Here is a 13,390-nt window from a genome sequence, read left to right as displayed (position 1 = left end):
TGCACGATTAGCGAAGCGTATGACTTTCCCGCGCGCACTTGGGCGATGTGACGATATTGACAGCTGCGTCATGACTGGGAACCGTGATCACCTGTCGTGGCGATCATCATCCGGCAGCTCAACGAGCAGATCCCACCAGCCTTCGCACTGGTGGGATCCGGTCGCAATCAGGGTCTGGCAGACCTATGGCCCCCAGATCATCAGGTCTTCCATGCCGTTGTTCATCGTGACAGTGGTGGGAGGTGCTCCCGTGACGTCGAAATGAATCTTGCCCGTCGCTTCGGCGCCCTCGGGGATGGTGGCTCCGCTGATGTTGACCGGGCTGGCGACCTGCCACAACACCCGATAGGCGTCCTGGTTGGGGGCAACGGCGTTGAACTGCGAAATGGCGGGTGTGACGCTGCCCCGGATGGCCCTAACGGTGGCCGTGGCTTCCCAGAGCTTGCCGGCGACGGGGTAGCCCGGCATCACGTCGGAGCTGGGTTTGAGGTCGCTGACCTTCCAGCTGAGCTCGACCTGCCCGACGGTGTCGGTCATCGTCAACTCACTGCCCAGCTTGCCGGTGATCGGATAGGCAGCCGCCGACACGGTCGGCGCGGTGGCCGCACCGGCCATTCCCATCGCCACGGTTGCCGCCGCTGTCGCTACGATCGCTGTGATTTTCACTGTTCCCCTTCATTTCTCGGTTTTCCGATAAAGCGACGACGCCGTCGCAATTAATCCACTCGGCCGGAACTCGGCGGTCCGCTGAGGGGCGCCTTAAACCCCCCGGGAACAAATCGGGGCGGCCTCCCGTTGACCACTTCGACAGTTGAGTCGCTTAGACTCAAGTCTGGCTTGACACGATAGGGTCGGCCGGTGAAGGCTTGAGTGCGGTGCACTCAGACTGAATGGGTGCCACGCACTCAAACTGAATGGGTGCCACGCACTCAAACTGAATGGGTGCCACGCACCCGTGACCACTAGCAGGACTATTCAGGAGGCAAAACCATGGCTCGTGCGGTCGGAATCGACCTCGGGACCACCAACTCCGTCGTCGCCGTGCTCGAAGGTGGCGACCCGGTGGTGATCGCAAACTCAGAGGGCTCCCGCACCACACCGTCGGTTGTCGCGTTCGCGCGCAACGGCGAGGTGCTGGTGGGACAGCCTGCCAAGAACCAGGCGGTGACCAACGTCGACCGCACCATTCGTTCGGTCAAGCGTGAGATGGGCAGCGATTGGTCCATCGAGATCGACGGCAAGAAGTACACCGCGCAGGAGATCAGCGCGCGCGTCTTGATGAAGCTCAAGCGCGACGCCGAGAGCTACCTGGGTGAGGACATCACCGACGCCGTGATCACGGTGCCCGCCTACTTCAACGACGCCCAGCGTCAGGCCACCAAGGAAGCCGGCCAGATCGCCGGACTCAACGTGCTGCGCATCGTCAACGAGCCGACCGCGGCCGCGCTGGCCTACGGGCTCGACAAGGGCGAGAAGGAACAGACCATCCTGGTCTTCGACCTCGGTGGCGGCACGTTCGACGTCTCGCTGCTCGAGATCGGCGAGGGTGTCGTCGAGGTCCGCGCCACCTCCGGTGACAACCACCTCGGTGGTGACGACTGGGACCAGCGCATCGTCGACTGGCTCGTCGACAAGTTCAAGGGCACCAGCGGCATCGACCTGACCAAGGACAAGATGGCCATGCAGCGGCTGCGTGAGGCCGCGGAGAAGGCCAAGATCGAGCTGTCGAGCTCGCAGAGCACCTCGATCAACCTGCCCTACATCACCGTCGATGCGGACAAGAACCCGCTGTTCCTCGACGAGCAGCTGACTCGCGCCGAATTCCAGCGCATCACACAGGATCTGCTGGACCGCACCCGCAAGCCGTTCCAGTCGGTGATCGCCGACACCGGCATCTCGGTGTCCGACATCGACCACGTCGTGCTGGTCGGCGGTTCCACCCGGATGCCCGCGGTGACCGACCTGGTCAAGGAGCTCACCGGCGGCAAGGAGCCCAACAAGGGCGTCAACCCCGACGAGGTTGTCGCAGTGGGCGCCGCGTTGCAGGCTGGCGTGCTCAAGGGTGAGGTGAAAGACGTTCTACTGCTTGACGTCACGCCGCTGTCCCTGGGCATCGAGACCAAGGGTGGCGTGATGACCAAGCTGATCGAGCGCAACACCACGATCCCGACCAAGCGATCGGAGACCTTCACCACGGCCGACGACAATCAGCCGTCTGTGCAGATCCAGGTCTATCAGGGTGAGCGCGAGATCGCGGCGCACAACAAGCTGCTCGGCAGCTTCGAGCTGACCGGTATCCCGCCGGCCCCGCGCGGCGTGCCGCAGATCGAGGTCACCTTCGACATCGACGCCAACGGCATCGTGCACGTCACCGCCAAGGACAAGGGCACCGGCAAGGAGAACACGATCCGCATCCAGGAGGGCTCCGGCCTGTCCAAGGAGGAGATCGACCGGATGATCAAGGATGCCGAGGCGCACGCCGAGGAGGACCGCAAGCGTCGCGAGGAGGCCGACGTCCGCAACCAGGCCGAATCGCTGGTGTACCAGACGGAGAAGTTCGTCAAGGACCAGCGCGAAGCTGAGGGCGGTTCCAAGGTCCCCGAGGACACCTTGAGCAAGGTCGACGCGGCCATCGCAGAAGCGAAGACGGCTCTGGAAGGCACCGACATCGGCGCCATCAAGTCCGCGATGGAGAAGCTGGGCGTCGAGAGCCAGGCGCTGGGTCAGGCCATCTACGAGGCCACCCAGGCCGAGCAGGCGGCCGGCGGTGGATCCGACGCAGGCGCGGCCGGACCGTCGCAGGACGATGTCGTGGACGCCGAGGTTGTCGACGATGACCGGGAGAACAAGTGAGCCAACACGATTCGTACGAGCCGGTGACTGTCACCGACAAACGGCGTATCGATCCCGAGACTGGCGAACTCCGTGAACCCGCGACCGGGCCGGCCCCCGGTGGGCCGGCTTCGGAAGCCGAATCAACGGGATCGACGTCCGAGGAAGTCACCGAACTGAAGTCCACCCTGCAGCGTGTCAAGGCGGAGTACGACAACTACCGCAAGCGCGCGCTGCGCGACCAGCAGATGGCTGCCGAGCGGACCAAGGCCGCCGTTGTCACCCAACTGCTTCCGGTGCTCGACGACCTCGACCGCGCCCGCAGCCACGGTGACCTGGAGTCCGGACCGCTGAAGTCGGTCGCCGACAAGCTGGCGACCGCACTTGAGGGGCTTGGCCTTACGGGCTTCGGCGACGAAGGCGACCCGTTCGACCCTGCGTTGCACGAAGCCGTGCAGCACGAGGGCGAGGGGACGCATCCCATCGTCGGAACCGTGATGCGACGCGGCTACAAGGTCGGTGAACAGGTGGTGCGCCATGCCCTCGTCGGCGTGGTCGACACCGTGCCGGAGGCCGAAGAGGCAGCGGACACGCCCGATACGGGCGGCGAGCCGGCTGCCGAGACCCCACAATCAGAGAACGACTAGTACAGGTAAGGAGGTGACGCGGCATGGCCCAACGCGAATGGGTCGAGAAGGACTTCTACAAGGAGCTCGGCGTCTCCTCTGACGCCAACGCCGACGAGATCAAGCGGGCCTACCGGAAGTTGGCCCGCGATCTCCATCCCGACACCAACTCCGACCCCAGCGCCGCCGAGAGATTCAAGGCGGTGTCCGAGGCGCACAGCGTGCTGTCGGATCCGGCTAAGCGCAAGGAATACGACGAAACCCGACGGCTGTTCGCAGGCGGCGGATTCGGCCGGGGCCGCTTCAGTGGAGGCGGCAACTTCGGCGGGTTCGGCGGCGACGGGGTCGAGTTCAACCTGAACGACTTGTTCGACGCCGCCGGGCAGACCGGCGGCGCGAACATCGGCGATCTGTTCGGTGGACTGTTCGGCCGTGGCGCGCAACCACGGCCGAGCAGGCCGCGCCGGGGCAACGACCTGGAGACCGAGACCGAGCTGTCGTTCATGGAAGCCACCAAGGGTGTGGCGATGCCGCTTCGGCTGACCAGCCCGGCGCCGTGCACGAATTGCCATGGCAGCGGGGCACGTCCGGGTACCAGCCCGAAGGTGTGCCCGAACTGCAACGGCTCAGGGGTGGTCAGCCGCAACCAGGGTGCGTTCGGGTTCTCTGAACCCTGCACCGAATGCCGCGGCAGCGGATCGATCATCGAGCACCCCTGCGACGAATGTAAGGGCACCGGCGTCACCACCAGGACCCGGACCATCAACGTGCGGATCCCACCGGGCGTCGAGGACGGCCAGCGGATCCGGCTGGCCGGGCAGGGCGAAGCGGGCCTGCGTGGGGCGCCGTCAGGTGACCTGTACGTGACCGTACATGTCAAGCCCGACAAGGTGTTCGGCCGTGACGGCGACGACCTCACCGTCACCGTACCTGTCGCGTTCCACGAGTTGGCTCTGGGGACAACGCTTTCCGTACCCACCCTGGAAGGCAAGGTCGGGGTGCGGGTGCCCAAGGGCACATCGGACGGCCGCATCCTGCGGGTGCGCGGCCGCGGTGTCCCGAAACGCTCTGGCGGTCACGGCGATCTGCTGGTGACGGTCAAAGTCGCGGTGCCGCCGAACCTGGAGGGCGAAGCGGCTGAAGCGCTCGAGACCTACGCGAAGGCGGAGCGGGCCAGCGGGTTCGATCCGCGAGCGGGATGGGCGGGTGCGTGATGTCAGCGAAGCGCAACGATGAGGCACGCACCTTCCTGATTTCAGTGGCCGCCGAGCTGGCAGGCATGCATGCGCAGACACTGCGCACGTATGACCGGCTCGGCCTGGTCAGCCCGCAGCGCAGCTCGGGGGGCGGCCGCCGCTACTCGCAGCATGACGTCGACCTGCTGCGCGAGGTGCAGCGGCTGTCCCAGGATGAGGGCGTCAACCTGGCAGGGATCAAGCGCATCATCGAGCTGACCAATCAGGTGGAAGCCCTGCAGGCCCGGGTCCGTGAAATGGCCCAGGAGCTAGAGGAATTGCGCGCTCGCCAACGCCGCGAGGTTGCCGTCGTACCCAAGAGCACAGCGGTCGTGGTGTGGCAGCCGCGCGCGAAACGCTAGGTGACGGTGATCGAGAATCGGGCGGTTTCCGGCTTACCGGGCACCGCATAGCGGTACGTGCCGCGGCGCAGTGAATCCGTTGGCGCCGCCATCGGTTCGATCGCGACGATGTCGTCGGTCTTGGGCGCGAACAGCTGAGCCGCCGGATAGCCCTTGTCGAACTTGACCTCGACGCGGCGGTCGCCGCCGGACAGTGCGAACACCGCCCCTTCCGGAACGTTGTCGAAGCCGTCGTCGTAGGTGACGGTCTTCAGCGGCTCGGTGGCGCCGTTCCAGTCCTCGTGCTCACCGGTGGGGATGCCCCAGTTGTCCACCGGCAGACGGCGCATCGACGGCGTGGTCAGCCGCCACTCTTCGCGCGGCACACCCGGAATCGTGAAATACGGGTGATAGCCGAAGCACAACGGCACCGATGCCGACGTCGTCGGCATCACCGTCGTCTCGATGGCCAGCGTGCGATCCTGCAGTGTCACGTGCTGGGTGAGCAGGTGGGGGAAGGGGAACGACGCCAGCAGCCGTGGCTTGCCGCCGAAGTCGAGGACTGCCGTCAGCGTGTTCTCCGTGCGCGCGGTGACCAGCCACCCGGGGTAGGCGGCGAGCACACCGTGGATCGGCACACCGTGTTCGTCGGTGCGTACCCCGCCGGTCCCCGGCGTCAGCGTGACAACGGCGCCGTTGATCCCATACTTGCTGGCGCTCAACCGGTTTGCCCACGGGTACAGGATCGGGATGCCCATGGTCTTGCCCGCGTTCACATAGGCGTCGAGCCCGCGGCGCTGACCGAGGAACTCGTCGCCGCCGTCGGCGAGCGAGGTGCCCACCATGCCCGCGACCGGGACGAAGGTGGCGGTCACCGACGATGAGGGGTCCTTCAGCACGACGCTTTCGAACTCGGCCATGGTGAACGATCCTGCCACGCTCAGCTGGCAAGCGGATCGTGTTGGATCCGCTCTGCCGGTGCGCCCTTGGCGATCAGCGCTGCCTTGGTGGCCTCCACCATCTGCGGGCCGCCGCAGATCAGGATCTGCCGATCACCCCACCCGCCGTAGCGCGTCACCACGTCGGGGAGCAGGCCCGTCTGCCGGACATGCAACCCGCGCGGCGGTTGCACGTCGGGGTAGTCAGCGGCCCACGGCGGATCGGTGTTGAACTCCGACACCGGCGTCACCGACAACCACGGGTTGGTCGACGCGATCTGCCACAGCGTGCGAAGGTCATAGAGCTCACTGGGGTAGCGGGCGCCGAAGAACAAATGCACGCGCGGGTTTTCGCCGTACCGGGTGAGGTCCATGATCAGGGTGCGCAGCGGCGCGAGACCCGTGCTGCCCGCGACCATCAGCACGTCGCCTGCGGTCCGGTCGACGTGCATGCCGCCGTGCGGATTCGACAGCCGCCACCTGTCACCGGGTTTCGTCTCGCCGATGATCGCGGGGCTGACCATGCCGCCGGTCACCGAGCGGACGTGGAACTCGATGGCCCCGCCGCGGTCGGCGGGGATCGCGGGGCTCAGGAACCGCCACCGATGCGGCCATTGCGGCACCTGCACCGTCACGTACTGGCCCGGGTGGTAGTACAGCGGCTGATCGAGTTGCAACCGGATCACCGAGACGTCGCGGGTGAGCCGCAGGTGCTCGATCACCGTGCCGTCGCGGAATGGGGGACCCTTCTCGGCGTCGGCGGCCCCGCGCATCACCCCGATGATCAACGCGACGGCGTCATGAGTGGCCGCGGCCAGCCGGTCGTCCCAACTCTCGATCAGGTGACTGCGCAGCGTGGTCAGCAGCGCATCCTGCATGCTGTCGTAATGCCGTTGCAGCACACCGTATTTGCGGTGATCGCGGCCCAGCTGCGCGAGGAACGCGATCGGTTCCTCGGCGCGCTGGGCGATCATCTCGGAGAACAACCACGTGACCGCCTGGGCGAATGCGTTGCGCTGCGCCGCCATGTCCGGCGGGAACAGATCCCGTGCCGAAGTGTCGATGGCGAACCAACGGGTGTAGAACCGGCGGATCAGCCCGTCGGACCCCAACGTGGGGTCGACCGCGTCGCGCAGTGTGCGCAGTGCACCGCGGTCGTCCAGTCCCACGCCGCCCGAGTTTAGGCGGGGACTGCCCTGCGCTGGCGAACGGCGGCGAGCGCGATCAGCGCGGTACCGGCAACGGCCCAGCCGGTCAACACCGCGATCGCGGTCGCCGCGCCTGCACCGTCGAAGAAGGCGGTCGACCGCAGCAACGTCGCCGTCGCCCCCTGCGGCAGCCACTGGCCAAGGGCGCCCCAGCCGGCAGGCAGCATCTCGGGCGCGCTGGCCAGCCCTGACAGCGGATTGCCCAGCAGCATCCCCAGCAGCGCGCCGATCGCCAATCCCACCCGGCCGAACAGCGACCCCAGCCCCAGCATCGCCAGGCCCGCGGCCAGCAGGCCCAGCGTCAACCCGGCCGCCACCAGCCACATGTTGTCCTCGATGGACCCGAACACGTAGCGCAGCAGGGCGGCGATGCCGACGCCTGCAACGCCGGCGAACGCGACCGCGGCGACGAAGCGGGACCAGATCTCGCGCCGCAGAACCAGCACCAGGGCGATGGCGGGCAGCAGCCCCGCCAACGTGATCGGCAGCGCCGAGGCGGCCAGGCCCGCTCCACGGGGGTCCGACGTGGTCGGCGGCGCGAGGTCCTCAGTGTGCAACGGCATGCCCGACTGCTGCGCGATACCTGCGCCGATCTGGGTCAGCATCTGCGCGACCATCGGGCTACCGCCCGTCGCGATCAGCAGGGACGGCTTATCAGGCCCGAATGCGATGCCGCCGTAGATATCTCGGTTGCGGATCGCGTCGCGCAACGCGTCCTCGCCGGGGTAGTAGGTGACGGCGAACGCGCCGGGCGTGTGCTGCTCGAGCATGTCGGCGATCTGTCCGCTTGCCGCCGTCGGCCCGGCCGCGCCGATAGGGATGTGGTTCGGCTTGGACCGCACAGCAGGCAGCGCGAACGCGATCGCGAGGATCGCGATCACGACGGCGAGTACGACGACGACGCCGGTGGCGCGGATCGTCGCGGGCGGTTCATGGACGGGTGACGCGTGTTGGGCGTGCCGTACCGGCGTGCCCAGCGAAGTCTCTGTCATCGCTCAGTCCTTTTCATCCATTGTTGAATTAATTGCTGTGTGCGAGCGTAGCGCCGGGCGACCCAGATTTCAACAGTCATTGAAATGCTAGTGTCGAGATGTGCCGCCACCTGCCAAGACGCCGAAGCGTCGTGGCCGTCGCCAAGGCGAACCGGTGTCCCGCGACGCGGTGCTGGCGGCGGCCAAACAGCGGTTCGCGGCGGAGGGATACGAGAAGACGACGCTGCGCGCGATCGCCAAGGACGCGCATGTCGACCCGTCGATGGTGCTTTATCTGTTCGGGTCGAAAGAGGAGTTGTTCCGTCAATCCCTGCGTTTGATCATCGACCCGGACGTCTTGGTGGCCGCGCTCACCGGCGGGCCCGACGACGATTTGGACATCGGCACCAGGATGGTGCGCACGTATCTGCGGATCTGGGAGTCGCCCGAGACCGCCGACAGCATGCGGGCGATGCTGCAATCGGCCACGTCGAACACCGACGCGCATGACGCGTTCCGCGGTTTCATGCAGAACTACGTGCTGACAGCGGTCTCGGAGGTGCTCGGAGGCGGCGAGCAGGCGCGGTTGCGGGCGATGCTGGCCGCGAGCCAACTGGTGGGAACGGCGCTGCTGCGCTATGTCATGGAGGTGCCGCCGCTGGCGACGTTGCCCGCCGACGACGTGGTTGTGTTGATCGCGCCGACCGTGACCAGATACCTGACGGCTGACCCGGCGGAGCTACGCCTGCCCGAGCTGTAAACCGTGAATCCCCTTGTACAGCACCAGAACACCAACCACCACCAGAATCGCGGCGACCAGCGTCGCGTGCTGCTGCTCCATCCAGTCCTTGAGCCGCTGTAGGGGTTCGTCGAGGCGATCGCCCGACACGGCGTAGGCGAGGATCGGCAGCGCCACCGTCGAACCCGCGACCGCGACGAACCACATTACGGCGACCCACGCGTGGGCGCTGCCGAGGCCGCCGGTGCCGATCGCCAAACCCGCTGCGACACACATGAACAGCACCTTGGGGTTCACCACGGCCAGTGCCATGGCGGCCAGGCCGGCGCGTGCGGGCGAGAGCGTGCCCAGCTTCTGCATCCAGGCCGGGGTGTGCGCTGCCCGCTTGCGGGTGAGCCAGCGGTAGATGCCGAACACGATCAGCGCCGCGCCGACGACGATGCGGACCCAGGATGCCCATGTCGGCGGCTTGCTGAGGTCGACGACGAGGTTCGACAGTTCGAGGAAGACGATCGTCAGCGCCGTAAGGCCGATCAGCCAACCGGCCAGAAACGCCACGCCGGTCGGTCGGGGCTGCGACGTGTGCAACACCAGCACCGCCGGGATGATGGACAGCGGCGACAGCGCGATGACCAAAGCCAGCGGGATGAGTTCGGTCAGCACTCGTCGAACTATAGGGATCGACCGGCGTCGTAGCGGCAGGCTTTCCAGTCTGAGCCGTCGCGGAGGAACTCGACGTCCAACGTCTTGGTGTGCGGCTGGTTGGCGGCCCGGAATTGGACGTTGGCGAGGGCCCGTCGGATTTCCTGCTTGCGTACCAACCTGTTTGGAAGTCCGCCTCGTCGGTGGCCGCCGCGACCGGACCTGCGGTCGACACGCCCACCACCGCCACGATCGTCAGGCCGGCGAGCAGTGCGCGCATGCGTCAAGCGGGGCCGACGGGCCTTGCGAACCCCTGCGCGACCCGCCGAGCGGAAAAAAGCTAGACTTGAGCGGAACAGACTCAACCTTGACGACGTTGAACAAGCGGACAAGCATTTATCAGGCCCTTTTCGAACGATCGGAGGACCGTCGTGGATTCGTTCAATCCGACGACCAAGACCCAGGCTGCGTTGACCGCGTCCCTGCAGGCCGCCACGGCCGCAGGCAATCCGCAGATCACGCCCGCCCACCTGTTGATGGCGCTGCTCACCCAGAACGATGGCATCGCCGCGCCGCTGTTGGAGGCCGTCGGCGTCGAACCGGCGACCATCCGCGCCGAGACGCAACGGCTCCTCGACCGGCTGCCCAGCGCCAGCGGCGCCGCATCGCAGCCGCAGCTGAGCCCGCAGTCGCTGGCCGCGATCACGACCGCGCAGAACCTCGCCACCGAGATGGACGACGAGTACGTCTCGACCGAGCACCTGATGGTCGGGCTCGCCACCGGCGACTCCGACGTCGCCAAGCTGCTCACCAACCACGGCGCCTCACCGCAGGCGCTGCGCGAGGCGTTCGTCAAGGTGCGCGGCAGTGCCCGCGTCACCAGCCCCGACCCCGAGGGCAGCTATCAGGCGCTGGAGAAGTACTCAACCGACCTGACCGCGCGTGCCCGCGAGGGCAAGTTGGACCCGGTCATCGGGCGCGACAACGAGATTCGTCGTGTCGTGCAGGTGCTGAGCCGTCGCACCAAGAACAACCCGGTGCTCATCGGTGAGCCCGGTGTCGGCAAGACCGCGATCGTCGAGGGTTTAGCCCAGCGCATCGTGGCAGGCGACGTGCCGGAGAGCCTGCGCGACAAGACCGTCATCTCCTTGGACCTCGGCTCGATGGTCGCGGGGTCGAAGTACCGCGGCGAGTTCGAGGAACGACTCAAGGCCGTGCTCGACGACATCAAGAACTCGGCCGGTCAGATCATCACGTTCATCGACGAGTTGCACACCATCGTGGGTGCGGGCGCGACCGGCGAGGGCTCGATGGACGCGGGCAACATGATCAAACCGATGCTGGCTCGTGGTGAATTGCGCCTGGTCGGCGCGACGACGCTCGACGAGTACCGCAAGTACATCGAGAAGGACGCCGCGCTGGAACGCCGCTTCCAGCAGGTGTTCGTGGGCGAGCCGTCGGTGGAGGACACCGTCGGCATCCTGCGTGGCCTCAAGGACCGCTACGAGGTGCACCACGGCGTGCGCATCACCGACTCGGCACTGGTCGCGGCGGCCACGCTGTCCGACCGTTACATCACCGCCCGGTTCCTGCCGGACAAGGCCATCGACCTGGTCGACGAGGCCGCGTCGCGGCTGCGCATGGAGATCGACTCACGGCCCGTCGAGATCGACGAGGTCGAGCGGTTGGTGCGTCGACTCGAGATCGAGGAGATGGCGCTGGCCAAAGAAGAAGACGAGGCCTCCAAGGAACGGCTGGAGAAGCTGCGCGCCGAACTGGCCGATCAGAAGGAGAAGTTGGCCGAGCTGACCACCCGCTGGCAGAACGAGAAGAACGTTATCGACGTCGTCCGCGAGCTGAAAGAGCAGTTGGAGACGCTGCGTGGCGAGGCCGACCGGGCCGAGCGCGACGGTGATCTGGCCAAGGCTTCGGAGTTGCGCTACGGGCGCATCCCCGAGGTGGAGAAGAAGTTGGACGCCGCCATTCCGCAGGCCGAGGCTCGCGAGAACGTGATGCTCAAGGAGGAGGTCGGGCCCGACGACATCGCCGACGTGGTGTCGGCGTGGACCGGCATCCCGGCTGGCCGCATGCTCGAAGGCGAGACCGCCAAGCTGCTGCGGATGGAAGAGGAGCTCGGCAAGCGCGTCGTCGGGCAGAGCAAGGCCGTGCGGGCAGTCTCCGACGCGGTGCGCCGGTCCCGTGCCGGTGTCGCGGACCCGAACCGGCCGACCGGCTCGTTCATGTTCCTCGGCCCGACCGGTGTCGGTAAGACCGAGCTCGCAAAAGCGTTGGCGGAGTTCCTATTTGACGACGAACGCGCCATGGTTCGCATCGACATGAGCGAGTACGGCGAGAAGCACTCCGTCGCGCGTCTGGTCGGTGCGCCTCCCGGCTACATCGGCTACGACCAGGGCGGGCAGCTGACCGAGGCGGTGCGGCGGCGGCCGTACACGGTGATCCTGTTCGACGAGATCGAAAAGGCCCATCCCGACGTGTTCGACGTGCTGCTGGCTGTGCTCGACGAGGGTCGGTTGACCGACGGTCAGGGCCGCACGGTCGACTTCCGCAACACCATCCTGATCCTGACGTCCAACCTGGGCGCGGGCGGGACGGAGGAGCAGGTGATGGCCGCGGTGCGCTCGGCATTCAAGCCCGAGTTCATCAACCGACTCGACGACGTGATCATCTTCGACGGTCTCGAACCCGGTGAGCTGGTCGCCATCGTCGACATCCAGCTGGCCCAGCTGCAGAAGCGGTTGGCGCAGCGCAGGCTCACCCTCGAGGTGTCGCTGCCCGCCAAGCAGTGGCTGGCCCAGCGCGGATTCGACCCGATGTACGGTGCCCGGCCGCTGCGCAGGCTGATCCAGCAAGCCATTGGCGACCAGTTGGCCAAGATGCTGCTGGCAGGTGAGGTGCACGACGGCGACGTCGTGCCGGTCAACGTCAGCCCGGACGGCGAGTCGCTGGTTTTGGGCTGACCCTCCCGCCGAAACGGTATTCCAGCACGCGTCTACTCGTCGGACTTTCCGTGGTGGAATACCGTTTTGCGGCTAGATGCACGGTTGTGATCTCGTTGAGTTCGGGATTAGGCGGCCCCGGCAAGTAGGCTAGGCGGCGATGGTCCCGCTTTGGTTCACGCTGTCCGCGCTCTGTTTCGTGGGTGCGGCGGTGCTGCTGTACGTCGACATCGACCGTCGACGCGGCCTGGGCCGCCGCCGGAAGTCCTGGGCGAAGTCGCACGGCTTCGACTACGAGCACGAATCGGCGGACATCATCAAGCGCTGGAAGCGCGGCGTGATGTCGACCGTCGGCGACATCGCCGCCAAGAACGTGGTGCTCGGCCAGATCCGCGGCGAGGCCGTGTTCATCTTCGATCTGGAAGACGTTGCGACGGTCATCGCGCTGCACCGCAAGGTCGGCACCAACGTCGTCGTCGATCTGCGGCTCAAAGGCATCAAGGAACCGCGCGAGAACGACATCTGGTTGCTCGGCGCGATCGGCCCGCGGATGGTGTACTCCACCAACCTCGACGCCGCCAGGCGCGCCTGTGACCGGCGCATGGTGACGTTCGCGCACACCGCGCCCGACTGCGCCGAGATCATGTGGAACGAGCAGAACTGGACGCTGGTGTCGATGCCGGTGACCAGCACCCGCGCCCAGTGGGACGAGGGTCTGCGCACCGTCCGGCAATTCAATGACCTGCTGCGCGTGCTGCCACCCGTTCCGCAGACCGCAGGCGGCCAGCCCGTCGCGCGGCGTAGCGGCTCACCCAGTCGCCCGCTCACGCCTGCCCCGGCCCGCTCGGAGCTGCCGCCGGGCCGCACCGACCTGCCACCGGGTCGAGCGGATGTTCTCCCG

Annotated in this window: 12 protein-coding genes; 7 read left to right on the top strand and 5 right to left on the bottom strand. The window is 66.8% G+C overall.

Annotated elements, in window-relative coordinates; all coding sequences use genetic code 11:
- Positions 1 to 183: 183 nt before the first annotated feature.
- Positions 184 to 666 carry an MPT63 family protein gene (locus A5724_RS25400; protein ID WP_067808865.1) on the bottom strand — a complete coding sequence of 161 codons (483 nt, stop codon included), beginning with the start codon at positions 664 to 666 and terminating at the stop codon, positions 184 to 186.
- Between the two features lie 324 nt (positions 667 to 990).
- Here A5724_RS25400 and dnaK point away from each other — a divergent pair, with 324 nt between their 5' ends.
- The 4 genes from dnaK to A5724_RS25380 are packed head-to-tail and all read left to right on the top strand — an operon-like array spanning position 991 to position 5,055.
- The gene (gene dnaK, locus A5724_RS25395) at positions 991 to 2,853 is read left to right on the top strand and encodes a molecular chaperone DnaK (RefSeq protein ID WP_067808862.1); all 1,863 of its coding nucleotides are present in this window, start codon (positions 991 to 993) and stop codon (positions 2,851 to 2,853) included.
- Entirely contained in the window at positions 2,850 to 3,479 is a 630-nt protein-coding gene (gene grpE, locus A5724_RS25390) for a nucleotide exchange factor GrpE (protein ID WP_067808860.1), read from the top strand. The genes dnaK and grpE overlap by 4 nt, the downstream gene beginning before the upstream one ends.
- 23 nt (positions 3,480 to 3,502) lie before the next feature.
- On the top strand, positions 3,503 to 4,672 hold the full coding sequence (gene dnaJ / locus A5724_RS25385) for a molecular chaperone DnaJ (RefSeq protein WP_067808858.1): 1,170 nt from the start codon (positions 3,503 to 3,505) through the stop codon (positions 4,670 to 4,672).
- Positions 4,672 to 5,055, top strand: coding sequence for a heat shock protein transcriptional repressor HspR (locus A5724_RS25380; protein ID WP_067809486.1), 384 nt, complete (start codon positions 4,672 to 4,674; stop codon positions 5,053 to 5,055). Before dnaJ ends, A5724_RS25380 begins: the two co-directional genes overlap by 1 nt.
- Here A5724_RS25380 and A5724_RS25375 read toward each other — a convergent pair.
- From A5724_RS25375 to A5724_RS25365, 3 genes are read right to left on the bottom strand one after another with little or no spacing between them, the layout of a single operon-like run.
- A complete protein-coding gene (locus A5724_RS25375) occupies positions 5,052 to 5,954 on the bottom strand; it encodes an aldose 1-epimerase (protein ID WP_067809484.1) in 903 nt (300 codons plus the stop codon). The two genes, A5724_RS25380 and A5724_RS25375, sit on opposite strands and share 4 nt — an antisense overlap.
- Positions 5,955 to 5,974: 20 nt before the next feature.
- On the bottom strand, positions 5,975 to 7,141 hold the full coding sequence (locus A5724_RS25370) for an FAD-binding oxidoreductase (RefSeq protein ID WP_067808856.1): 1,167 nt from the start codon (positions 7,139 to 7,141) through the stop codon (positions 5,975 to 5,977).
- Positions 7,142 to 7,152: 11 nt separating this feature from the next.
- Positions 7,153 to 8,172 carry a hypothetical protein gene (locus tag A5724_RS25365; protein WP_067808853.1) on the bottom strand — a complete coding sequence of 340 codons (1,020 nt, stop codon included), beginning with the start codon at positions 8,170 to 8,172 and terminating at the stop codon, positions 7,153 to 7,155.
- 100 nt (positions 8,173 to 8,272) lie between these two features.
- On the opposite strand from A5724_RS25365, the gene A5724_RS25360 reads away from it, so the two are divergent.
- Positions 8,273 to 8,911, top strand: a complete 639-nt coding sequence (locus tag A5724_RS25360) for a TetR family transcriptional regulator (protein ID WP_197518781.1) — start codon at positions 8,273 to 8,275, stop codon at positions 8,909 to 8,911.
- Here the strand turns inward: A5724_RS25360 and A5724_RS25355 are convergent.
- A complete protein-coding gene (locus A5724_RS25355; RefSeq protein ID WP_067808848.1) occupies positions 8,891 to 9,553 on the bottom strand; it encodes a GAP family protein in 663 nt (220 codons plus the stop codon). The two genes, A5724_RS25360 and A5724_RS25355, sit on opposite strands and share 21 nt — an antisense overlap.
- 410 nt (positions 9,554 to 9,963) lie before the next feature.
- Here A5724_RS25355 and clpB point away from each other — a divergent pair, with 410 nt between their 5' ends.
- Positions 9,964 to 12,510, top strand: coding sequence for an ATP-dependent chaperone ClpB (gene clpB / locus A5724_RS25350; protein WP_067808846.1), 2,547 nt, complete (start codon positions 9,964 to 9,966; stop codon positions 12,508 to 12,510).
- Between the two features lie 139 nt (positions 12,511 to 12,649).
- A partial coding sequence (gene ttfA, locus A5724_RS25345; RefSeq protein WP_067808844.1) for a trehalose monomycolate transport factor TtfA occupies positions 12,650 to 13,390 on the top strand: 741 nt, incomplete at its 3' end.

Source organism: Mycobacterium sp. ACS1612, assembly GCF_001667505.1.
Taxonomy (GTDB): domain Bacteria; phylum Actinomycetota; class Actinomycetes; order Mycobacteriales; family Mycobacteriaceae; genus Mycobacterium.
Note: the sequence above shows the minus strand (reverse complement) of the source record. Positions and strands in the feature narration are given on the sequence as shown.

Coding starts and splice junctions, on each gene's coding strand:
- dnaK (WP_067808862.1), top strand. CDS start 991: ATGGCTCGTGCGGTCGGAATCGACCTCGGGACCACCAACTCCGTCGTC.
- dnaJ (WP_067808858.1), top strand. CDS start 3,503: ATGGCCCAACGCGAATGGGTCGAGAAGGACTTCTACAAGGAGCTCGGC.
- A5724_RS25380 (WP_067809486.1), top strand. CDS start 4,672: ATGTCAGCGAAGCGCAACGATGAGGCACGCACCTTCCTGATTTCAGTG.
- A5724_RS25375 (WP_067809484.1), bottom strand. CDS start 5,954: ATGGCCGAGTTCGAAAGCGTCGTGCTGAAGGACCCCTCATCGTCGGTG.
- A5724_RS25365 (WP_067808853.1), bottom strand. CDS start 8,172: ATGACAGAGACTTCGCTGGGCACGCCGGTACGGCACGCCCAACACGCG.